Genomic DNA, 20,840 nt, shown 5'->3' with positions numbered 1-20,840 from the left:
GCGACGTATGCAGGCGGGCGAGTGGTGGCACAGCATTGACCATGATGAACCCTGCCGAGTCGTCGATACAGACACTCTTTGGGGGCAAGCAACATGCCTGGTCTGGCTGCCGCGACGGGGGACTGCCGTCCGGGTGCTGCAGAATCGTCTCGATCCTCTGCAGTCAAGTGAATCTCATCTTCTCGATCGCCTTTCCTATGTTAGCGCCGCCGCTCGCATCGCCGATTCTCTGGAGCGGCACGCATTGGTCGCTCCGCTGGAAGGTACGGTCATCCCGCTGCCCCACCAGCTCCGCGCTCTTCAGCGCGCCATCTCCGGGGATCGCATTCGCTATTTGCTCGCCGATGAGGTTGGGCTCGGCAAGACGATCGAGGCAGGTCTGATCCTGCGGGAGCTGAAGATCCGTGGGCTTGTGCGGAGAATTCTTGTCGTCGCCCCTGCTGGATTGGTCTTGCAGTGGCAATCGGAAATGAAGAGCCACTTCAACGAGGACTTCCGGCTCATTCTTCCCAGCAGCCTGAGCGCGCTCCGTCAGGCGGGCGCCATCGACGAAGACGAAAACCTGTGGCGCTTGCACCAACAGGTCATCTGTCCGCTCGACTCGGTGAAGCCGATCGACTCCCGCCGTGGCTGGAGCCAGGAGCAGCTAGCCCGCTACAATCGTGAACGGTTCGAAGACCTGGTCTCAGCCGGGTGGGACCTGATCATCATCGATGAGGCCCATCGCATTGGCGGCAGTACCGAGCAGGTCGCCCGCTTCAAGCTGGGTGATGCCCTTTCGCAGGCGGCGCCATACCTGCTGCTACTGTCGGCGACGCCGCATCAGGGGAAGTCGGACGCCTTTCGCAGGCTGATCGGGTTTCTCGACGCGGACGCTCTACCCGGCGACGACGCGATTTCGCGCGAAGCGGTAGCCCCCTTCGTCATCCGTACTGAGAAACGCCGCGCGATCGACGCCGAAGGGAACCCGCTTTTCAAGCCGCGCTTCACGCAGCTGGTACCAATCGAATGGGGGGCGGCGCACGCGGAGCAACGGGCGCTCTATGATGCTGTGACGGAGTACGTTCGCGACGGCTACAACCGCGCGATGAAGGAAAAGCAAACCGCCGTCGGCTTCCTGATGATCCTCATGCAGCGGCTGATCACGTCAAGCACCGCGGCAATCCGCACCTCCCTGGAACGAAGACTGGCCGTGCTCGATCTGCCTCAGGGCCAGCTTTCGCTGTTCCCCGAGGACGTGGGAGAGGACTGGTCCGCGCTGGATGGACAGCAACAGCTCGACACTATCCTGAAGACGCGGCTGAAGGGGATCAAGGACGAGCGTAGAGAGGTGGAGCTTCTTTTGTCGGCTGCGCGACGCTGTGAAGCCAGTAGACCCGACGTCAAGGCTGAGGCGCTGCTCGAGCGCATTCAGCAGCAGCAGCGCGAGGAAAATGACCCAATCCTGAAGGTGCTGATCTTCACGGAGTTCGTTCCGACCCAGGTTATGCTTGCCAATTTCCTTGAGCGCCGCGGTTTTACCGTCGTATCTCTCAACGGCGCGATGGACTTGGAGGACCGGCGGCAGGCGCAACGCCGCTTCGCGACCGACGCGCAGATCCTCATCTCCACCGATGCTGGCGGCGAAGGTCTAAACCTGCAATTCTGCCATGTTATCGTGAACTATGATCTCCCGTGGAATCCGATGAAGATCGAGCAGCGGATAGGCCGCGTCGATCGTATTGGACAGAAGCATATCGTGCGGGCGATGAATTTTGCGCTCGAAGGCACCGTCGAGCTTCGCGTGCGGGACGTGTTGGAAGAAAAGCTGGCGAGAATTCTCGAAGAGTTTGGTGTCGACAAACTCGCAGACGTGCTCGACTCCGAAGAGGGCGGCGTCCCATTCGAGGAGCTTTTCGCTCAGGCAATCATCGCGCCCGAGGAGGCCGAGCGCCGTGCATCCGCCCTTGCTGATGAGATACGCCGTCGCGCGGAGGAAGCCCGAGCCAGTTCAACACTGCTTAGCGCAACGGAGCGGTTGGACCCTTCGACGGCTCAGAAGATCGCAAACCATCAGATGCCATATTGGACCGAGCGCATGACTCTAGCCTATCTGCGCAGTCAGGAGTCGACCGGCGCGTTCGTCAAGCCGGCCGTCATCGGCCACGATCTTCGCTGGCCCAATGGAGATACATTCCCTGCGGCTGTATTCAGCCGTGACGCCGCGGATCAGCCAGGTGCCACGCTTATTTCACTTGAAGACGAGCGGGTACGCGGACTCACGAATAGTCTACCCATTTTCGCACCCGGCCAACCGATACCCAGTATCCTGGTCCCCGACGTTTCCAACAAGACAAGCGGCTTCTGGTCATTGTGGCGGATCAGCCTGCATACGCCTGGTGGGCGGGAGCAGCGCTTCCTCGCACTGTTCCTGGCAGAGGACGGCCGCGTGTTTGGCCCGACGGCGCGCACCATCTGGGAACGGTTGATTGACCTGCCGGACAGCTTGAGCCAAGCGGGTGAGGAGATCTCAGGTTCCGCCGCGGTGGATGCGTTTGATTCCAGCCGCAAGGCTGCAGAAGCGCAGGGTGCCTCAGTCTTTGAGGAGCTCGCCGCTGCTCATCAAACGAGCATCATGCGTGAGCGTAAGAAGGCCGCGCACGCATTCGCATCGCGTCGCCGTGCAATCGAGCGGCTCGGGCTACCTCAGGTCCGGGCTCACCGCCTTCGGACCTTGGAGGAGGATAATCAGGCATGGAACCGAGAACTCACGACGCGGGAAGCTGCGCTCCCTGATCTCGCGGCAGTCCTCATCGCTCGCGTGGCGCCGATGGGTGGCAATTCATGAGCACCTCGTCGCCTAGCGGCACATGGCGCGAGCCTATTCTGGCGCAGTTCAGCCACGACATCGCCAGTGTCGCGCGTTTGACCGTCGTGGCGGACCCCGACGAGCTACTGACTGAGCAGGGTATTGTTGACGGTATCCGCCAGCGCGGATTCGAGATCGTGCCATTCGAGGACCATGTCGCATTTCGATACGCCTATGAGCGACGTTTCCGGGAGATTTGGGACAACGGCAACGAGACGAACCTTGTCGTCGTTTTGCGAGCGGCGCGTTCGGACATCAGTGGACTTCCTTTTGACCTGCTTCAGCAGGCGGAACGTGACCGACGGTTGCTTTCGTTCAGTCTCGCGGAGCTGTTCCCTTCACTGGCACCTCATGTCCTTTCCGAGCTCGATCGGAATGAGCTCGATGCCGTGTCTACCGCCCAGCAGCTTTTCAAGCCAGAGGCTATGGGCGAGAACGCGACACGGGATTTTCTTCTGAGAAACGTGTTTCGACTCGATCCTGCGCAAATTCAAAGCGATGCAGACCTGCTCCGCGCCCTTCTGCGGCGCCACTACAGCGGCAAGATAGTTCCGAAGTCGTTGGACGAGCGGTTGATCCACCTGCTGCGGTCCACCGGGCGATGGCACGATTGGCCGCTCGATCAGATTTTACCTAGCCGCGCGAGCTATCTAGAGTTCTTGCAAGAGAGATGGCCCATCTTCTTGCAGCGTCGGTTGGACTGGCAAGAAGGTGGACTGCGCGAGGAGCCCGAACCCTACGATCTAAAGTTCTCAGGTCCAAAGCATCTCCCCTTCGACCACGACGATGTGCGGGTCTACGTCGACAATCTCTTCACGGACGGTTTGCTAATCCCGACGAACAGAGTTTCCCGATCGCTTGTCGACGGAACGTGGATGGCTGTCGGTGTGGCGGGATCCGAGTCCGCCGACCACACATCGCGCTTCCGAAGGCTCCTTGATCTATCGCACTCCAACAGTCCATTGCTGAGCAGCGATCACCATGACTGGGTGCAGGCTGCAGTCCGGTGGGCCGAGATTGTTGCGTTGCGTTGGTCCCTGCACGGAGATGTGGCGTCCGAGGACAAGGATCGCTTCAACGCCGCGCACCAACTGATTGAGCAGAGCTTTTACGCGTGGATGGTCACGCACTACGCCTCTCTGCACAGCCTCTCTTACCTGCCGCGGCCGGTCATGGTTCATCAGATTCCAAAGTACATGGCGCACCGGCTTACCGCGAAGGGAAGCACGACGAAGCTGGCCGTTGTTATCATCGACGGTCTGGCCATGGACCAGTGGGCCGTTGTCCGTCAGGAAATGCCGCATGGGAAATGGGTGACCGAGGACTTCGGCGTCTTCGCTTGGGTGCCGACGCTTACGTCAGTGTCGCGCCAGTCGATCTTTGCGGGCGATCCTCCGTTCTTTTTTGGGCAAAGCCTCTACACGACGGGCAAGGAAGAGCAGCACTGGTCTCGTTTCTGGGAAGATCGCGGTCTCCGGAAAGGCGACGCCGTCTATGCCTGTCAGGGAACGTTGGAAGACGACTATGCCTTCATCGCCAGGGTTAGCGGGAAGCTCGACGAGCCGCGCTGCAGGATCGCAGGCATCGTAGTCGGGACAATCGATCAGATGCTGCACGGCATCGTCACCGGCACCGATGGCATGCACGCGGGGGTCCGTCATTGGGCCAAGAGAGGTGCCCTCTGGCGTCTCCTGGACGCTTTGCTCGATCGTGATTTTGAAGTAATCCTAACTGCCGATCACGGAAACGTTGAAGGCATCGGGATCGGAAAGCCCAACGTTGGCGCAACTGCCGACGAGCGCGGCGAGAGGGTCCACGTGTTCCGGGACGTGCTGCTGCGATCCAACACGTCGGTGACTTATCCCAGTGCTCTGGAGTGGCCGAGCATCGGATTACCTGAGGACTATCATGTTTTGATCGCCCCACCGCTACGCGCCTTTATTGCTGACGGAAGAAGAACGGTGGCCCACGGCGGGATCTGCATCGAGGAAGCCATAGTGCCCTTTGTGACGGTGGCTAAATCGGTATGAGTGTTAGAAAAAAGACTAAGATCGGTTTCGATCGAACGATACATCTTGAATGGCTTGATATTGCCGCCGCGCGACTCTCAAGGGGCGAGGATGTGCCGGAAATTCGTAAGGTCCTATGGGAATTTCTCGAAGATCTCGTTCCGGGCAACACCAACAGCAGTGGACGCGGAAAGACTCTAACGGTTTTGACCCGCATCTGGCTAACTGTAGGCGATCAGGTCGGGCCGTTACGCACCACTGCTCTTAAGCGCCTGACGTCGGCAGGTGGTGAGAACCGTGTGGCCATTCACTGGGCTATGGTCATTGCTACGCATCCGTTCTTCTTCGATGTCGCCACGCACGTTGGAAAGCTCCTGGCATTGCATGGTCAAGCTAACAGAACGCAGATCAAGCGCCGAATGACGGAATCGTGGGGTGATCGCTCTACGTTGGAGCGCACGATCCAACATGTCCTCAAGTCCATGACTCAATGGGGGGTGCTACATGCGGGATCGGAGAAGGGATCGCTCGTCACTTCTCGTACCCCGATTCAGACGTCCGAGGAGATCGCCGAACTTTTGATCCATAGTGTCTTGTTGAGCCAGGGGCGCGGCATGTTGCTATCTCAGTTAGCTAACAACCCAGCCCTCTTTCCGTTCAAGCTGCAGCTGAACGCATCAACGCTCAGAAAGCACCAAGGCCTCCGACTCCAGCGTCAAGGCGATCAAAGCGACTTCGTCGAGTTGGCCTGAAATATTGTGGAACCGAATGTAAACACGACCCCCTGCTGAAAGTGAGCCTTCATGCGCCGGTAAAAGGCGATCAACTGGGATCGGGGTCCAGCGCGGCCGAATAGCACCCCCGCAGAGTAATCGGCCCAGTATGTGTTGTGTCAGCCTGCGTCAACACGAACACGCCGCCTCCAAGTTTCCTCCATCTTTCGCAAAAGTCGTAGTCCTCTGTCCGGAACTCATTTCCAACGACACCGAGCCGGAAAAACTCGATCTGAACGCCATCAAGGTCGTACTGCTTACATTTTGGCTGCATGATTTCGAAGACACCATTGCGAATCAACGCTAGGCCCAAACCAACACGGCTAACTTCTGTGATGTCTTCGTTTCGGGTATTGGAATGCGGGACTACAGCGTATTTGCCCGCTCCCTCGAGCCATTTCGACACTGACTCGTGAGGAGCCCGCGGCGCTTCCGGCAACTCTCTCTTGAGATAGGTACACGCGACGAAATCGCGTTCGGCTGCAATCATGTCTAAGACAAGTTGGGCGTGGAATCCGATATCCGCATCCACAAAAAGGAGGTGCGTAAAACCTTCCCGGAGCACCTTGGTGGCAAGCTTGTTCCGTGCGGCAGTTATGAGCATGCCAGGCACGAATTCGATTAGGTGGTCGACATCGGCTTTGCTTAATTGTTCCGACACTTCGATCAGAGACAGAGCGCATTCATGGCGCACATCGCCTGAATAGGTCGGCACTCCGATCAGAACTCGCGGTCTTCTGGCTAATTTGAGGACCATGAGGCCTAAGCACAGGATTTACGAGGATCTTCAATTATAGATCTAAGCAATCGGCCGGAGCGAGCGGAATTCGAGCTTGCGGTACTAGGCTGGACGCGGCTCAGATAGTAGGGAACGTCGTCCCTAGCGAGACCGGCATGTTGGCGCGTGGCGACTCAGTGGCGACTCCTGCACACAAAGGGCCGCCCTTACCGAGCGGCCCTTTGATTTTATACTGAAATATCATACACTTGTTTGGTTGCGGGGGCAAGATTTGAACTTGCGACCTTCAGGTTATGAGCCTTGCAATGAGCGCCAGAGAGGGATTCGAACTCACGGTGGGACGGCTTCCCGCACGCACCCACGCTTCAAAGCGTGGGCCTTAAGTCACTCAGTCATCTCTGCCGATGCATGCTTGAATAAGAAGTCGCGAGCATTTGGGGCGGTCAGGGCGTTGTAGTCGAAGGTCGGCATCACGGGGGCTGGCGAGTTATGTTGAACCAGCGCGAAATTCGGTGACGTACAGCGATGTTTATTTTACGGATATTCGACGGCCACGTCGATCATCATCTAAGCCATTGATTTTATGGCGCTCCCTAGGGGAATCGAACCCCTGTTTCAGCCTTGAGAGGGCCGCGTCCTAACCGCTAGACGAAGGGAGCGTGTGCTTCAGGGAATAGCCTTGAAATGTGCGGTCGGCAAGGCAAGTCTGAAGCCTTCGCACCGGTGGTTAACCCTGTTGCTTCGGGTCCTCGGGCCGACCCGGTGCACACCCGATCCGGCCTGCCTTAGGGTTCGCTAACGAATTTGAGCTTTCCGGCCGGTTTCAGCGTCTTGGCATCAAAAGTGCGGATTTCGGTCACCCCGCTTATATCCAGCGTCAGCACCAGCCGCTCGCCGGCGACCGCGGTCGAGACGATGCGGGCGCCCTTGGGCAGGGTTTCCGTGATATCCGCCGCGCCAGGGGTGGGGCTTCCCTCGCCGCGGTAAAGACGGTACCCGACGGCGATCAGGACCACGGCCACCGCAAGCGCCGAGGTCAGGCCCGCGATCAGCATCATCCGCCTGACACGCGCGATCAGCGCGGCCTGTTCGGGGGTCGGTTCGGGCGCAACGGTATCGGTCATGCAAGGCTCTTTAGAGCATGATCCGGAAAAGTGGAAACCGGTTTTCCGAGAGGATCATGCGTCAAACATGATGGAACAGAGATCATCGAACGGCGGTCAAAGGCTGGAGGTCACCGTCGGCGGCGACGAGGGGTCGCCCCGCCTCGACCGCGTGCTCGCGGTGCTCCGCCCGGAACTGTCACGCTCGCGGCTGAAAGCGCTGATCCTGGCCGGTTCCGTCACCGCCAAGGGCGCCCCCATCCGCGACCCCGCTTATCATGTCGCGGCCGGCGATACGATCACAATCGACGTGCCCGAAGCCGCTCCGCCTGAGCCTCTGGGCGAAGATATCGCGCTCGATATCGTCTATGAGGACGACGACATCATCGTCATCGACAAACCGAAAGGTCTTGTCGTGCATCCCGCCGCCGGCCACGAGAGCGGCACGCTGGTGAACGCGCTGATCGCCCATTGCGGCGCCAGCCTTTCCGGCATCGGCGGCGTACGGCGGCCGGGCATCGTGCACCGGCTCGACAAGGACACGACGGGCCTGATGGTGGTCGCCAAGAACGACCACGCCCATCAATCGCTGACCGTGCAATTCGCCGATCACGGCCGCACCGGTCCGATGCAGCGCGGCTATATGGCTTTCATCTGGGGCGTACCCAACCGACAGCGCGGCACGGTCACCGCCCCGATCGACCGGCATCCGTACGCCCGCGAGAAGATGGCGGTGCGCCCGGGCGGACGCGAGGCCGTCACTCATTGGGAATTGCAGGCGGCCTATCAGGGGCGCGACGGCAAGCCGGTCGCTTCCCTCCTCGCTTGCCAGCTCGAGACCGGACGGACCCATCAGATCCGGGTGCACCTCGCCCATGTCGGCCACCCCCTGATGGGCGATGCCGTCTATGGCCCGCACTTCAAGACCAAGGCCCGCCACCTCGGCCCCGAGGGCCAGGCGGCGCTAGCCGCCCTCGGCCGGCAGGCCTTGCACGCATATCTGCTTGCCCTGGAACACCCCCGAACGGGAGAACTTTTGCATTGGGAGGCGCCTCTGCCGGAGGATCTCATCCTTCTGCAAAGCGCCCTGGAAGCGGCCCTATGACGCAGGCCTTTCAGGAAAATTAAGCTATACCAATAGGTTATGGCTGCCACACGGGGACGTGACGTCAGCATTCCTTCCCTATTTGTTCGATTTTTGCTATGTTGCATGTGCGTTGAATATCCAACGCGGAACATCGCAGCGTGATTGGCTTTAACACAGCGGTCACCTGCCGGGCCCGCCGCTATCGGGGGCCTGAACCACTGGAGGGCGCTCAAATGGCCCGTACAGCTACGCTGCCGGTTCTCAATGGAGAATCGGGTCTTTCTAGATACCTCGCCGAGATCCGCAAATTCCCGATGCTGGAGCCCCAGCAGGAATACATGCTCGCCAAACGCTGGCGCGAGCATGACGATCGCGACGCGGCACATCACCTTGTCACCAGCCATCTCCGGCTCGTGGCCAAGATCGCCATGGGCTATCGCGGCTACGGCTTGCCGATCTCTGAAGTCGTTTCAGAGGGCAATGTCGGCCTGATGCAGGCGGTCAAGCGGTTCGAGCCCGAGAAGGGTTTTCGTCTCGCCACCTACGCCATGTGGTGGATCAAGGCCTCGATTCAAGAGTACATTCTGCGTTCATGGTCGCTCGTGAAAATGGGAACCACCGCGAACCAGAAGAAGCTGTTCTTCAACCTGCGCAAGGCGAAGAGCAAGATCTCCGCGCTGGACGAGGGCGATCTCCACCCCGATCAGGTAAAGCTGATCGCCAAGCGTCTCGGCGTGACGGATCAGGACGTGATCGACATGAACCGCCGTCTCGGCGGCGACGCGTCGCTCAACGCGCCGATCCGCGACGACGGCGAAGCCGGCGAATGGCAGGACTGGCTGGTCGACAACTCGCCCAACCAGGAAGCCGTGATGGCCGAGCACGAGGAGTTCGATCATCGCCGTCAGGCGTTGAACGGCGCCATCGGCGTGCTCAACCCGCGCGAACGCCGCATCTTCGAGGCGCGGCGCCTGGCGGAAGAGCCGATGACACTGGAAGACCTCGCGGCCGAATTCGGCGTCTCGCGCGAACGCGTGCGGCAGATCGAGGTCCGCGCTTTCGAAAAGGTGCAGTCGGCCGTCAAGGGCACGATTGCCCGGCAGGAAGCCGAACTCGAAGCCGCGCACTGATCGCGGCAGAGGTATGCGGCAGAGGTATCAAGTAACGAAAGCCGGCGGCAACGCCGGCTTTTTGTTTTGGCACTCTGTTTCCACTAACTCGGCCGTCGTCCTCCGCGAAAGCGGGGGACCCAGTACTTCGCGGCGGTCGTGAGACACGGCGCAATAACCGCGGTCTCTGGGATATTGGATCGTCCGCCTTCGCGGAGATGACAGCAGTGGTCTACTCGCCCCACTCCCGCGCCATCTTGGCCAACGCGCAGCCTTCGCAATAGCGGGCGTCTTTGAAGTCGATCCAGTTGTGCGCATAGACGCGATCGAGGGGAATGCCGTAACGCACGCGCAGCACCTTCACCAGGATTCGCCACGCCGCTACTTGCGCATCCGTCGGGCCCCGCGTCACATCAGGATAATTGCCGGCGAATTCGACGCCAACCGAATTGCTGCCGACCACCTGGCGATAGGTCGGACCGTTGTCGATGTATTTGTTGTCGTTGCGGTTGGCGCCGTCGCCATGCGTCGGAACGAGATGTTCGCCGACCGCCCAGTACACCGTGCCGTCGGTTTCGACCCAGACCATCACGCCGCGCCGCGTCGGGTTCTTCGATTGCGCCAGCGCGCCGCCGCGCGCGGAGCCGGCCGGCCCCTCGGTCTGATGCACGATGATGTTGCGCCAGGGATGGGTCTTTGCGGGATCGCCCCATGGCGCCAGCCAGACCATCTTCAAGCCGGGAATATCTGGCATGCCCGACGAGCGCGCGATTGCGGCGAGGTCGGGCGATTGCGCGGAGGCGCAAGCAGGAAGTGAGAGAGCGAATAGTGCCGCCGCGACGAGGCGAAAATTCATGACCGAGGTCCAGTGACGAACCTTGGTAGCACGCCTCAGGCCCGCTTGCGGAGGGCCACGTCCGCGGCCGTTTCGGCCTCGGGCACCAGCGGCGGCGCCGGATCGTAGACAGCAAAGCCGTTCCGGCCGGCCTTCTTGACGTCGTACAACGCATGGTCAGCGGCGGCGATCAGGCGATCCGGGAAGCCGCCCATCTCGCGGGTCCATTGTGCGACGCCGATCGAGACGGCGATCGGAATGTCGTTGCCGGTGCATTGTTCGGCATCCGCGCGGCAGACCTCCAGCACGCGGCGCGCGATCATCGCGCCCTCGCGCAGCGTCGAGGACGGCAACACGATGCAGAATTCGTCGCCGCCGGTGCGTGCCAGCATGTCGCCGGGCCGCAGCCGGGTTTGCGCCATCAGGGTGAAATGCTGCAGGCAGGCGTCGCCCACGGCGTGACCGTAGGTATCGTTGATGCCCTTGAAGCCGTCGAGATCGATCACCAACAGCGCGAAGGGCTGGCCGCTGCGCTCGGAGCGCGCACATTCTTCCGTGAGCCGCTGCACAAGGTAACGGCGATTGCCGACGCCGGTAAGGTCGTCGAGCAGCGCCAGATCCGCGACCTCGTTGCGCAGCCGGTCCATCGCCATCAGCAGGAAGCCGAAATTCAGCGACATCGACAGGAACACCAGCACCAGGATGACGACCGACTGCGCCGGGGTGAAATGCATGTAGGAGAAGCCGGGCCCCATGCCGGTGACCGCGCCGGTCAACCGAACCGCGAGAATGGTCATGATGATAATGGTGACGACGCCGGCCAGCCGGGCGCCCGGATTGATGCGCCCTTCGTGCGGGGTCAGCAACAGCTTCAGGCCCATCGCCATGGGCAGGACTTGGGCGATCGTAAAGACGGTCATCCGCGCTGGCACGCTGTCGTAGACGAAGATGAAAAAGGACAGACCGACAAAGGCAAAGCCGGTGGTCAAGGCGGTACGAAGCCACGAAACCGGCCGGGTGAAGAATCTCTGAATTCCCATCGTGGCAAGGCAGATCGCCAGTACCAGCGTGGTGCCGGCGAATAGCAACGGCACGAGAGAATCCGGGAAGACTACGCGCAGCGTCGCCATCGCAGCGCCCGCCGCCGCCGTGAACGCCGAGCCGGTCCAGAACCGCGCGGCCTCGAACGACGGATAACAGCGCATGACGTAGGCCCAGATCAGGCCCAGCGCGAGAAAATTGATGACGAACACCGTCCACAGCGTCGGAACGCTCAGCATCGCGAACTCAGGACGCGCACGCGTCCCGTCTCCCCTGTTGTCTAGTCGGTTCTGCCTTCTCCCACGACAATCCCCGTCGTCTTACGGGACAAATGCATCTGCGCCGCTTAACGGACCCTGATGGCCGCCGGCCAATCCAAACCGTGGTTTTGAATTGATGAAGATCGCGCGCGTTCGGACATCGTTAAGCATGATGCGCGCGCATGCGAGCGGCAGCGGCGATGCTCGTTTCGGCGAAAAATCGTATCAAAATGCATAACAACTGTGGATAACGTGATGACACCGCCATGACAGCACGCGGCAGCGGCCTGCGAATCTGCTGGGATCGTGTGCGAGGATGTTGCGAGGCTGGCCCTCCGCCAAGCATGCCTCGGTGTCGCGTTTCAATCCATGAAAACCTTGAGAGGATACTATGGCTAAGAAAGCGAAGAAGGCGAAAAAGGCGAAGGCCAAGAAGGCCAAGAAGTCGAAGAAGAAGTGAATTTCGGCCCGGGTGGAGTGCTCAGCTCCGCCCGGGCTCCCAACTCCGGGTTAGTTTTGGAGAATGGCGGGCCGCGGGTCCGCCTTTTTATTTGCGGCTACGAACTCGATATGGATCGCTTGCTGCGCTTCAATGACGGCCGCGCGAAAAGATCTACCGCTCCGCAAGCGCCAGCTTCGCCCCGAGCGCGGCAAATCCCGCCGCAAAGCTGCGGCGCAGCCATGCCATCACCTTCGGCCGGGTGATGACGCGGTCGCGCATCGCGGCCGCGAACAGGCCGTAGAGCGCGAACACCGCAAACGTCATCGCCATGAACGCTGCGCTCAATTCCAGCATCCGCGCCAGCGGATGCGGCTCGTCGAGCGCGACGAATTGCGGCAGGAAGGCCAGGAAGAAGATCGAGAGCTTTGGATTGAGGATGTTGACCAGGACGGCGGTCACGATAACGCGCCGGCTGGAGCGCGCCTTCGCGGCCGGACGCGTGTCGATCGCAAGCGCGCCCGTCTCGCGCAGCGCCTGCCAGGCCATGTAAAGCAGATACGCCACGCCGCACCATTTCAGCGCGGCAAAAGCCAGAGCACTGGTGTGCAGCACGGCGGCGAGCCCGAGCATGGCGGCCAGCATATGCGGCACGATGCCGAGGGTGCAGCCGAAGGCGGCCGCGATACCGGGCCGTGCGCCCAGTGTCAGCGCCACCGCCAGCGTGTACAGCACGCCGGTGCCGGGGGACGCGACCACGATCAGCGAGGTCAACAGGAACGACAGGGTCATGCCCTGCCATTAACACGGCAGCATCGGGCGCGAAAGCAGGGCGGCGGCGCTCACGGGCGCGGTTCGCCGCCGTGCTCTCGTGCATAGACCATGCGCTCCGCCTCGCGGATCACGTCGAGCGGCGCCCAGGGCTTGGCCCAGAACTGCACACCGTCGGGCAATTCCTGATGCAGCGGCTTGCCCGAGGTGACGATCACGCCCATTTCGGGATTGTACTTCCGTGCGATATGCGCGAGTTCGACACCATCCATGTTGCCGGCAAGCTGCACGTCGGTCATCATCAAGACCAGACTGCCGGCAGCGCGCTCCAGCACCAGCTCAGCGGCCTCGGCGCTCTCGCATTCGATCACATCGACCTCACTCTCCTCCAGCAGCAGGCAGATCATGTTCCGCTGCATCGGGTCGTCTTCGACAATGAGGGCCGTTGCGCGATGGGGTTTGGATTGTCCCATATGAACCTCCTCTCAGAATCGCGTCGGCTGGTGATGCCGCCCCTCTGTCGGGTATTCGACACTAAGCGCGGAAACCGCTTTATGGTTCGGTTCCAATTTGCGAAAGTTTGCAGGAACCTACCTAACCTCGACCTGCAAGGAGTCCGATCCGACATGACTGCGATATCTGGACGCGCGGCCGCCGTGACCGGCGCCGCCAGCGGCATCGGCCGCGCGCTGGCGCTGGAACTGGCCGCGCGCGGCTGCGATCTCGCGCTCGCCGACCGCGACGAGGCCGGGCTTCAGCAGGTGGCCGCCGAGATCGGAAAAGCGAACAAGCGCAGGGTAACGATCCACCGCGTCGACGTCGGCGAGCCCGCCCAAATCCAGGAGTTTGCCGACGCGGCCATCGCCGCGCATCCGGAGCTGAACATCGTCATCAACAATGCCGGCGTCGCCCTGCTCGGCGCCTTCAACGAGGTCGATCAGGCGCAGATGGAATGGCTGATCAACATCAATTTCTGGGGTGTGGTGCACGGCACGCGCGCGTTCCTGCCGCATCTGTCGACGCAGCCCGAGGCGCACATCGTCAACCTCTCCTCGATCTTCGGCATCGTCGCCCCGCCCGGCCAGACCGCCTATTGCGCCGCCAAGTTCGCGGTGCGCGGATTTTCGGAAAGCCTGCGACACGAGCTCGCGATGGCGAACAGCCCGGTGAGGCTCTCGGTGGTGCATCCCGGCGGCGTCCTGACCAACATCGTGCGCAACTCCCGCACCGGCAACGGCATCGCCGACAATGCGCGCCGCGCCGAATCGATCGAGCGTTTCGACGCGATCGCCAGGACCACGCCGCCGGCCGCGGCGCAACGCATCATTCTCGGCATCGAGAAAAACCAGCCGCGCATTCTGATCGGCAACGACGCGAAGTTCATGGACCTCTTGCAGAGGTTTCGCCCGGCGACCTATTGGGCGGTGCTGGCGAAGCGGATCGAGAAGATGGGCGCGCAGGCGGCGAAGTGATTTCATTTGTGAGTGACACTGTCGACGCTCAAAGCTGTCATCCCCGCGAAGGCGGGGATCCAGTACGCCGCGGCTTATCGGCTCTATCACTATCGTCTCTGGAATACTGGGTCACCCGCCGGAGCCTGTCATCGGGCGCGCATTCGCGCGACCCGTTGGCGGGTGACGACAAGCGGAATCAACGCGCCACCAGCCGGTCCGCAAAATACCCAATCGTCTTGCGGTAGATCGTCGCCCTGTTCCACTCCCGCATGGCTTCGAAATTCGCAGTGCCTTCGCCGTAGGGCGCGCCGGCCTTGAAGCCCGACACGTGCAGCAGGTTCGCGGTGGAGGCGAGCACGTCGGGCACGCTGTGGCGCAGGTCGACATGGCCGTTGCCGTCGAAATCGACGCCGTATTTGATGTAGGACGACGGCAAAAATTGCGTCTGGCCGATCTCGCCGGCGAAGGCGCCGATCAGGTCGCGTAGCGGGAGATCGCCGCGCTGCACGATCTTCAGCGCGGACAAGAGCTCGCCCTGAAACAGTTCGGTGCGGCGGCAATCATGGGCCATGGTCATCAGCGTGCGGATCACCGGCATCTTGCCGATGTCGCCCTTGCCGTAATCGCTCTCCAGCCCCCAGATCGCGACGATGATCTGCGGCGGCACACCGAACTTCTGCTCGATGCGCGCCAGCAGTGACGCGTGCCTCAGCAGCATCTGCCGCCCGATGTTGATGCGTCCGGGGCCGACGCGGGTCGAGACATATTGCTCGAACGTCTTGTTGAAGGTGCCGCGCTGGCGGCGGTCGAAAGCGAGCACCGCCGGATCCTGCGTGATGCCGGCAAACGCCTGGCCGATCACCGCTTGCGACACGCCGGCCGCCTGCGCCTCCGCCGCCATCGCGGAAACGAAGGTGTTGAAATCGCCGCCACAGCGGGCGGCGTAAGTGGGGGTGGAGAAGATGACGGCGCCGAGAAAAATGGCCCAACGAAAAATGCGCATGCGAATCCCTTGTTCATTCCCGCGTCCGTTATGCCATGGGAAAACGGCGAGCGAAACTCGTCGTCCCCGCGCACGCCCATACGCCGCGGCCGATGTTGTTAAAGCGAACTGGTCGACGGCTTGGCTTCAACAATTGGCGCCTGTGGTTATGGGTCCCTGCGTGCCGCCTTCGCTAAAGCTTCGGCGAGCCCAACGTCAAACCCCGGCGAAGCCTTGGCGAAGACGGGTCGCAGGGACGACGGCGATTGGCTTCGGTGGTGGGAATGCCCTCTACTCGCTACTCCCCGCCGTCGATCTGGCGGCCCATCAGCGCGATCGCCTTCTGATAGACGCCGGCGGCATTCCAGGCCTGGATGGCGGCGAAATTCGGCTCGCCCGGCTGATAGCCGGCGCCCGCGCGCCAGCCATGCGCCCGCAAAAAGTTCGCGGTCGACATCAGCGCGTTGGCCGAGTTTTCGAGATTGCCAGTACCGTAAGCCAAAATGGCTTTTGGCATGAACTGCGTCTGCCCGACTTCGCCATGCATTGAGCCGCGCTGGCTGGCGGAGAGCGCGCCGCGATCGATCAATTGCAACGCCGCGTAGAGGTGCTCCGTAAAATATTCCGAGCGCCGGCAGTCATAGGCGAGCGTCGCGATCGAGGCGAGCATATTCTGATTGCCGCGCTGGCTGCCGAACCCGGTCTCCATCCCCCAGATCGCGAGCAGCGGCCCCGGCGGCACGCCGTAGCGGCTCTGAATGGAGGCAAACAGCGCGGCCTGCGATTGCTTGAGCTGGCGCCCCCTGGCGACGATGGTGGTGGCGCCGCGCTTGGCGAGAAACTGATCGAGCGAGAGTTTGAAACTGCGCTGGCCGCGGTCGGCATTGATGGTCGTCTGCGCATAGTTCGTCGCCATCAGGGCCTGGATGGTCGAGGCGCTGATGCCCTTGGCGCGGGCCTCGCCGGCGAACTCCTGCTTCCAGGCAGCGTAGCCCGCGGCACTAGTGCCGCATTGGGCTGCGTGAGCTTGGGAGCTTAAGGATGCGAACAATGTGACGGTGACGCTGAAAGCAAATGCGATACGAAGCATGGAAAGACCATTCCTGAGAGAGCACTGCAAATACGCATCGGTTTCTAGCACGTCCGCAGCCGCGCTTCGAGAGTTGCGGCAGATGCATGGGCAGAATCTGCTAACCCTTGGCCTCTCGAAAACGGCCATGATTGCGACTAATTTGAATAGATCGATATGCCGGCCGTTCGTTGAACCGCCGCGTCGAATTGGTGGCGCCGTAGCGCCAACGCGTGGGCGAACGCCCGACTTGGCCCTTCCCAAGGACAATGGCCATGACCAGGTCCAGCGGTTTCAAAGTCGGAATGGGAATTGTGATCGCCGCGCTCGCGGCAATCCCGAAGACGGCCGCCCAAACGCCGACGCTTTCCGTAGACCCTTCACGATTGCCTCGTCTCGGCACCATCGACGAGCGTTTTCAATCGTACAACGTGGAGATGGTCGAGGTCACCGGCGGACGGTTCTGGAGGCCTTACAAAGCGAGTGCCTCGGCGCCATCTGCTCGGGGCGCCGATAACGCCGAAAATATCCCGGCGGGCGCGAACCCCGACCGCTACGCGTATCGAGCGCCGATCGACCTGTCGAACCGCCGGCTGCGTATATTGGCGGCTGCGCTGGCCCCAGCCTACCTGCGCGTCAGCGGCACCTGGGCCAATAGCACCTACTTTGCAGAAAGCGATGCGACGCCGCCGACGCCGCCTGATGGCTTCCGCGCGGTGCTGAGCCGCGAGCGCTGGAAAAGCGTCATCGACTTTGCTCGCGCCGTCAGCGCAGAGATCGTGACGTCGATGGCCATAAGCCCCGGCGTCCGGGACGCTGCAGGCCGATGGCGGAGCGATCAGGCGCGTCGCTTGTTCGCCTACACCAGATCTATCGGCGGCAGAATTGCCGCCACCGAGTTCATGAATGAGCCGACGCTGGCCGCCATGGGACGCGCGCCGAAAGGATACGATGCGGCGGCCTACGGGCGGGATTTTAAAGCCTTTGTTGCATTCATCAGGGCCAGCGAACCGGATGTGATCGTTCTGGGCCCCGGTTCGATCGGCGAGGCGACAGCGTCGCAATCACCCCCGCAATCCAGCTCCGATTTTCTCCGTACACAGGATCTGCTTGCTGCATCCGGTCCCGGCATCGATGCTTTTTCCTATCATCACTACGGCGCCCTCTCGCAACGATGCTCCGGGATTCCGGGCCAGACCACACCAGAGGCCGCGCTTTCGGAAAGCTGGCTTAAGAGCACGGAGCAAACGCTCGCGTTCTACCGATCGCTGAGGGACGAGTTCGCGCGTGACAAGCCGATGTGGCTGACCGAGACCGCCGAGGCCGCCTGCGGCGGCAATCCCTGGGCTTCCACTTTCCTCGATACGTTCCGATATCTCGATCAACTGGGCCGGCTTGCCAGGGCCGGCGTCCAGATGGTGGCGCACAACACGCTGGCGGCAAGCGACTACGGCCTGCTTGACGAGACGACGTTGCGGCCGCGGCCAAACTACTGGGCGGCGCTGCTTTGGCGCAGGCTGATGGGCACGACCGTTCTCGACGCCGGCGTGCACGATGGCGTGCACCTCTACGCGCATTGCCGACGAGACGTGCGTGGCGCCGTCACACTGCTCGCCATCAATACGGACAGGACGAGCGCCGCAAAGCTGCGATTGCCCGCGGCCAGCGAGCGTTACACGCTGTCGGCAGATGATCTGCAAAGCGCCGGCGTAAAGCTGAATGGAACGGTCTTGGAGCTCGGCCCGAATGACGATCTTCCGCCGCTTGCGGCGGTGACATCGCCGCCGGGTTCGATCGAGATCGCGCCGGCCACGATTGCTTTTCTCACGGTCGAAGGTGCTGGAAACCCGGCATGCCATTGAATTTTTCCCGGATGCCGGTCGCACGCTTGCGCGGCGGATTGATCAGGCTCACCAGCGTGTAGCTGATGATCAGCAGCAAGAACCATGATCCGAGCTTATTGATCGACACCATCGACCAGCCGTGCCGCTGTGACGGATAGAGCCAAATCTTGGTGAACGTGCCGATATTTTCCGAAAACCAGATGAAAAGCGAAACCAGCACGAGCCCGAGCAACAGCGGCATCGAACGGTGATCATGCCAAACCCTGAAGTAGACGCGAGTGCGCAAGAGCAGCCAGGCGGCCCAGGCGAACAGCAGCCAGCGCAGATCGATCATGTAGTGGTGGCTGAAGAAGTTGACGTAGATCGCGATGCTGAGCACGGCCATCGCGACGCGCCGCGGGTGACCTGTGAACTCGAAATCGAACAGCCGCCATGCGCGGCACAGATAGCTGCCGATGCAGGAATACATGAAGCCCGAGAACAGTGGCACGCCGCCGATCCGGAAGAAATTGGGCTCCGGATAGATCCAGGAGCCGACAGAGGTCTTGAAGATTTCCATCGCCGTTCCGACGACGTGATAGATCAGGATCACCTTTGCTTCCTCAAGAGTCTCCAGCCGGCCCGCGAGCAGCGCGGCCTGAACGGCGATCATGCAGAGAAACAGAAAGTCGTAGCGGGCAAGCGGCGCGCTTGCCGGATAAAAGAGCCAGGTTGCGACCATCAGGAAAACGGCGATGCCGCCGAACAGGCACGCCCATGCCTGCTTCACGCCAAAACGGAGGAATTCGTAAAGCGCTGAAGTCCAGCGACGGCGGGCCATGAAGCGGCCGAGCCGACGCTCGCCCGCGATGAAAGGGCGCAGCGGCGGCCAGATCGCGGCGGCGCTTGGGTTGGGATGCGGGGAAACGGCAGGCGCTGTTGCGAGGTCATGCACGCGGCGGAGCGTGGCTAGGGATCGCGATCAAAGCTGGGCAAAGATTTGCAGATTTCTCCGAGATAAAGTGCAGTTTCATTCTGCGTTCAGCCGAAGGCAGAGCATGGTGCTCGCCAGCGCTGAAATGCCTAGCAGCACGAGCACACCGGAGAATCCGCTCAGCGCGAACACGATGCCGCCGAAGGTTACCCCGACCGTTCCGCCGAGAAAGCTGCACGAATTGAGCATGCCGGAGCCCTTCCCCGCCTGCAGTGGTGGCAGTGTCGCAAGTCCGAGCCGCGGCGCCGATGCGTAGACAAGTGCTATCCCTGCGCCGGCGACAAACACGCCGGGCATCAGCAGGGCGAACTTTGCGTGCGTCTGAAACGACAACCAGATGATGGCGCAGCCGACGGCGAGGAAGAGCGATCCGCCTGTCAGCATGCGCCGCATACCGATCCTCATTGCAATCAAGGGAGCCGCGCGCGCGAAGGCAAGCAGCGCAATCGAGAGCGGCACAAGGGAAAGGCCCGCCGCTACGGCGGACATGCCAAGCCCATCAACGGCCTGCGCAAAGAGGTTGTAGTAAAGCAGCAGCGTCATGATGTCGAACATCACGAGAAACAAGAGGCCGGCGGCAATCGCGAAATTCCGGTTCGCAAACAGGCCGAAGTCGACCAGCGGCTGAGGGCGCCGCGTCTGCGTCCGCAGCAATAGAGGAAACGCGATCACCGCCAGCACAAGCGGGACGATGGCAGACAGCGGGTTGGTGCGGACATGTGCCAGCGCCTGCAATCCCGATATCAGCGTCACCATGAAGAGTGCGAGAAGGCCAAGTCCGACCCAGTCCATCGAAATCGCGCGCCGGCCGCCGGCGCCGGGATGCCGCAGCAGCATCAGGCCGGCGGGCACCATCGCAATGACGTTCAGCCAGAAGATGAAGCGCCAGCCCGCGTAATGCGTCACGGCTCCGCCGACGAGCGGCCCGATGCTGAAGCCGAGCATCAGAAAACCGGTCCAGGCGCCGATCGCCTCGGGACGCCGCTCGTCAGGTGCGGCTTCGGTCACCGCCGCAAGCGTGCCGGCCACCGCAAACGCGGCTCCCAGCCCTTGCAGCGCCCGCGCGCCGACCACCACGAAGCCGACCGGCGCCAGCGCGATGAGCAGCGACGCAAGTGCGAACACGGCTATGCCGGCAATCGAGGACCTTCGCGCGCCGAGCTGATCCGCCGCGCCGCCGCCGACAATGATGAAGATGGCGGCGGTCAGGAGGTAGGCATTGACCACCCATTCGAGCTCCGCCGGACCAAGCTGCAGGCTGCCCTTCATGTCGGGAAGCGCCGCCATGATCGCCGTGCTGTTGTCGCCCACCGCCAGCATGGCAAGGCAGCAGGCCATCACTACGGGCTTGAGGTTGCTCTTCGCGTGGGAGGTTGCCGGCATCACCACCGCCCCTTCCGTTCGTTCCGGGCGAACAATATGCCGGCAAAGCGGTCATAGATAAATCGCGTCCACGCCGTCTCGCAAGGCAGACCGGCGCGCAGCCAGGATGATTGACAGCGGC

Annotated in this window: 17 protein-coding genes and 2 tRNA genes; 7 read left to right on the top strand and 12 right to left on the bottom strand. The window is 61.8% G+C overall.

What is annotated here, in order from left to right:
- Positions 1 to 7: 7 nt before the first annotated feature.
- Genes YUO_RS0127975 through YUO_RS43975 form a run of 3 tightly spaced genes read left to right on the top strand, consistent with a single transcriptional unit; the run spans position 8 to position 5,609 of the window.
- Positions 8 to 2,827, top strand: a complete 2,820-nt coding sequence (locus YUO_RS0127975; protein ID WP_028350237.1) for a DEAD/DEAH box helicase — start codon at positions 8 to 10, stop codon at positions 2,825 to 2,827.
- Complete coding sequence (gene pglZ, locus YUO_RS0127970) at positions 2,824 to 4,878, top strand: BREX-3 system phosphatase PglZ (protein ID WP_028350236.1); 2,055 nt, start codon at positions 2,824 to 2,826, stop codon at positions 4,876 to 4,878. The genes YUO_RS0127975 and pglZ overlap by 4 nt, the downstream gene beginning before the upstream one ends.
- Entirely contained in the window at positions 4,875 to 5,609 is a 735-nt protein-coding gene (locus YUO_RS43975) for a hypothetical protein (RefSeq protein WP_051379679.1), read from the top strand. Before pglZ ends, YUO_RS43975 begins: the two co-directional genes overlap by 4 nt.
- A gap of 70 nt (positions 5,610 to 5,679) precedes the next feature.
- Here the strand turns inward: YUO_RS43975 and YUO_RS0127960 are convergent, their stop codons facing one another.
- From YUO_RS0127960 to YUO_RS0127945, 4 genes are all read right to left on the bottom strand, one after another.
- Positions 5,680 to 6,345: a hypothetical protein gene (locus YUO_RS0127960; protein WP_156908796.1), complete on the bottom strand. Its 666-nt coding sequence runs from the start codon at positions 6,343 to 6,345 to the stop codon at positions 5,680 to 5,682.
- A 277-nt stretch (positions 6,346 to 6,622) separates the two neighbouring features.
- A tRNA-Leu gene (locus tag YUO_RS46540) sits at positions 6,623 to 6,722 on the bottom strand.
- 231 nt (positions 6,723 to 6,953) lie between these two features.
- Positions 6,954 to 7,028, bottom strand: a tRNA-Glu gene (locus YUO_RS0127950).
- A gap of 126 nt (positions 7,029 to 7,154) precedes the next feature.
- Positions 7,155 to 7,493, bottom strand: coding sequence for a hypothetical protein (locus YUO_RS0127945; RefSeq protein WP_028350234.1), 339 nt, complete (start codon positions 7,491 to 7,493; stop codon positions 7,155 to 7,157).
- 70 nt (positions 7,494 to 7,563) lie between these two features.
- Between YUO_RS0127945 and YUO_RS0127940 the strand changes: the two genes are divergently transcribed.
- Both YUO_RS0127940 and rpoH read left to right on the top strand, forming a co-directional pair.
- The gene (locus YUO_RS0127940) at positions 7,564 to 8,577 is read left to right on the top strand and encodes an RluA family pseudouridine synthase (RefSeq protein ID WP_028350233.1); all 1,014 of its coding nucleotides are present in this window, start codon (positions 7,564 to 7,566) and stop codon (positions 8,575 to 8,577) included.
- 215 nt (positions 8,578 to 8,792) lie between these two features.
- A complete protein-coding gene (gene rpoH / locus YUO_RS0127935; RefSeq protein WP_028350232.1) occupies positions 8,793 to 9,689 on the top strand; it encodes an RNA polymerase sigma factor RpoH in 897 nt (298 codons plus the stop codon).
- A gap of 211 nt (positions 9,690 to 9,900) precedes the next feature.
- Here the strand turns inward: rpoH and YUO_RS0127930 are convergent, their stop codons facing one another.
- The 4 genes from YUO_RS0127930 to YUO_RS0127910 form a co-directional block, all read right to left on the bottom strand.
- Positions 9,901 to 10,524, bottom strand: coding sequence for a peptidoglycan recognition protein family protein (locus YUO_RS0127930; RefSeq protein WP_028350231.1), 624 nt, complete (start codon positions 10,522 to 10,524; stop codon positions 9,901 to 9,903).
- Between the two features lie 35 nt (positions 10,525 to 10,559).
- Complete coding sequence (locus YUO_RS0127925; protein WP_028350230.1) at positions 10,560 to 11,783, bottom strand: GGDEF domain-containing protein; 1,224 nt, start codon at positions 11,781 to 11,783, stop codon at positions 10,560 to 10,562.
- Between the two features lie 634 nt (positions 11,784 to 12,417).
- On the bottom strand, positions 12,418 to 13,035 hold the full coding sequence (locus YUO_RS0127915) for a LysE family translocator (RefSeq protein ID WP_028350229.1): 618 nt from the start codon (positions 13,033 to 13,035) through the stop codon (positions 12,418 to 12,420).
- Positions 13,036 to 13,085: 50 nt separating this feature from the next.
- Positions 13,086 to 13,487 (bottom strand): response regulator, encoded by a 402-nt coding sequence (locus tag YUO_RS0127910; RefSeq protein WP_028350228.1) that lies wholly within the window; start codon positions 13,485 to 13,487, stop codon positions 13,086 to 13,088.
- A 153-nt stretch (positions 13,488 to 13,640) separates the two neighbouring features.
- On the opposite strand from YUO_RS0127910, the gene YUO_RS0127905 reads away from it, so the two are divergent.
- Positions 13,641 to 14,486, top strand: coding sequence for an SDR family NAD(P)-dependent oxidoreductase (locus YUO_RS0127905; protein ID WP_028350227.1), 846 nt, complete (start codon positions 13,641 to 13,643; stop codon positions 14,484 to 14,486).
- Positions 14,487 to 14,664: 178 nt separating this feature from the next.
- Here the strand turns inward: YUO_RS0127905 and YUO_RS0127900 are convergent, their stop codons facing one another.
- A complete protein-coding gene (locus tag YUO_RS0127900) occupies positions 14,665 to 15,471 on the bottom strand; it encodes a lytic murein transglycosylase (RefSeq protein WP_028350226.1) in 807 nt (268 codons plus the stop codon).
- A 277-nt stretch (positions 15,472 to 15,748) separates the two neighbouring features.
- Positions 15,749 to 16,540 (bottom strand): lytic murein transglycosylase, encoded by a 792-nt coding sequence (locus YUO_RS0127895; protein ID WP_028350225.1) that lies wholly within the window; start codon positions 16,538 to 16,540, stop codon positions 15,749 to 15,751.
- Positions 16,541 to 16,794: 254 nt separating this feature from the next.
- Between YUO_RS0127895 and YUO_RS41905 the strand changes: the two genes are divergently transcribed.
- Positions 16,795 to 18,381, top strand: a complete 1,587-nt coding sequence (locus YUO_RS41905; RefSeq protein ID WP_035727815.1) for a glycosyl hydrolase family 79 N-terminal domain-containing protein — start codon at positions 16,795 to 16,797, stop codon at positions 18,379 to 18,381.
- On the opposite strand, the gene YUO_RS41900 is transcribed toward YUO_RS41905, so the two are convergent.
- Together YUO_RS41900 and YUO_RS0127880 are read right to left on the bottom strand one after the other, a co-directional pair.
- Complete coding sequence (locus tag YUO_RS41900) at positions 18,344 to 19,297, bottom strand: DUF817 domain-containing protein (RefSeq protein WP_051379678.1); 954 nt, start codon at positions 19,295 to 19,297, stop codon at positions 18,344 to 18,346. The genes YUO_RS41905 and YUO_RS41900 overlap by 38 nt on opposite strands.
- Positions 19,298 to 19,372: 75 nt before the next feature.
- Entirely contained in the window at positions 19,373 to 20,719 is a 1,347-nt protein-coding gene (locus tag YUO_RS0127880) for an MFS transporter (RefSeq protein WP_028350224.1), read from the bottom strand.
- Between the last annotated feature and the right edge of the window lie 121 nt (positions 20,720 to 20,840).

The organism is Bradyrhizobium murdochi (assembly GCF_000472965.1).
In the GTDB taxonomy this organism is placed as follows: Bacteria; Pseudomonadota; Alphaproteobacteria; order Rhizobiales; family Xanthobacteraceae; genus Bradyrhizobium; species Bradyrhizobium murdochi.
The sequence above is the reverse complement of the archived record's forward strand: the minus strand, read 5'-3'. Positions and strand labels throughout refer to the sequence as shown.

What these genes read in the sequence shown, in the direction of transcription:
- YUO_RS0127975 (WP_028350237.1), top strand. Translation starts at nt 8, where the DNA reads ATGCAGGCGGGCGAGTGGTGGCACAGCATTGACCATGATGAACCCTGC.
- pglZ (WP_028350236.1), top strand. Translation starts at nt 2,824, where the DNA reads ATGAGCACCTCGTCGCCTAGCGGCACATGGCGCGAGCCTATTCTGGCG.
- YUO_RS43975 (WP_051379679.1), top strand. Translation starts at nt 4,875, where the DNA reads ATGAGTGTTAGAAAAAAGACTAAGATCGGTTTCGATCGAACGATACAT.
- YUO_RS0127945 (WP_028350234.1), bottom strand. Translation starts at nt 7,493, where the DNA reads ATGACCGATACCGTTGCGCCCGAACCGACCCCCGAACAGGCCGCGCTG.
- YUO_RS0127940 (WP_028350233.1), top strand. Translation starts at nt 7,564, where the DNA reads ATGGAACAGAGATCATCGAACGGCGGTCAAAGGCTGGAGGTCACCGTC.
- rpoH (WP_028350232.1), top strand. Translation starts at nt 8,793, where the DNA reads ATGGCCCGTACAGCTACGCTGCCGGTTCTCAATGGAGAATCGGGTCTT.
- YUO_RS0127930 (WP_028350231.1), bottom strand. Translation starts at nt 10,524, where the DNA reads ATGAATTTTCGCCTCGTCGCGGCGGCACTATTCGCTCTCTCACTTCCT.
- YUO_RS0127925 (WP_028350230.1), bottom strand. Translation starts at nt 11,783, where the DNA reads ATGCTGAGCGTTCCGACGCTGTGGACGGTGTTCGTCATCAATTTTCTC.
- YUO_RS0127915 (WP_028350229.1), bottom strand. Translation starts at nt 13,035, where the DNA reads ATGACCCTGTCGTTCCTGTTGACCTCGCTGATCGTGGTCGCGTCCCCC.
- YUO_RS0127910 (WP_028350228.1), bottom strand. Translation starts at nt 13,487, where the DNA reads ATGGGACAATCCAAACCCCATCGCGCAACGGCCCTCATTGTCGAAGAC.
- YUO_RS0127905 (WP_028350227.1), top strand. Translation starts at nt 13,641, where the DNA reads ATGACTGCGATATCTGGACGCGCGGCCGCCGTGACCGGCGCCGCCAGC.
- YUO_RS0127900 (WP_028350226.1), bottom strand. Translation starts at nt 15,471, where the DNA reads ATGCGCATTTTTCGTTGGGCCATTTTTCTCGGCGCCGTCATCTTCTCC.
- YUO_RS0127895 (WP_028350225.1), bottom strand. Translation starts at nt 16,540, where the DNA reads ATGCTTCGTATCGCATTTGCTTTCAGCGTCACCGTCACATTGTTCGCA.
- YUO_RS41905 (WP_035727815.1), top strand. Translation starts at nt 16,795, where the DNA reads ATGACCAGGTCCAGCGGTTTCAAAGTCGGAATGGGAATTGTGATCGCC.
- YUO_RS0127880 (WP_028350224.1), bottom strand. Translation starts at nt 20,719, where the DNA reads ATGCCGGCAACCTCCCACGCGAAGAGCAACCTCAAGCCCGTAGTGATG.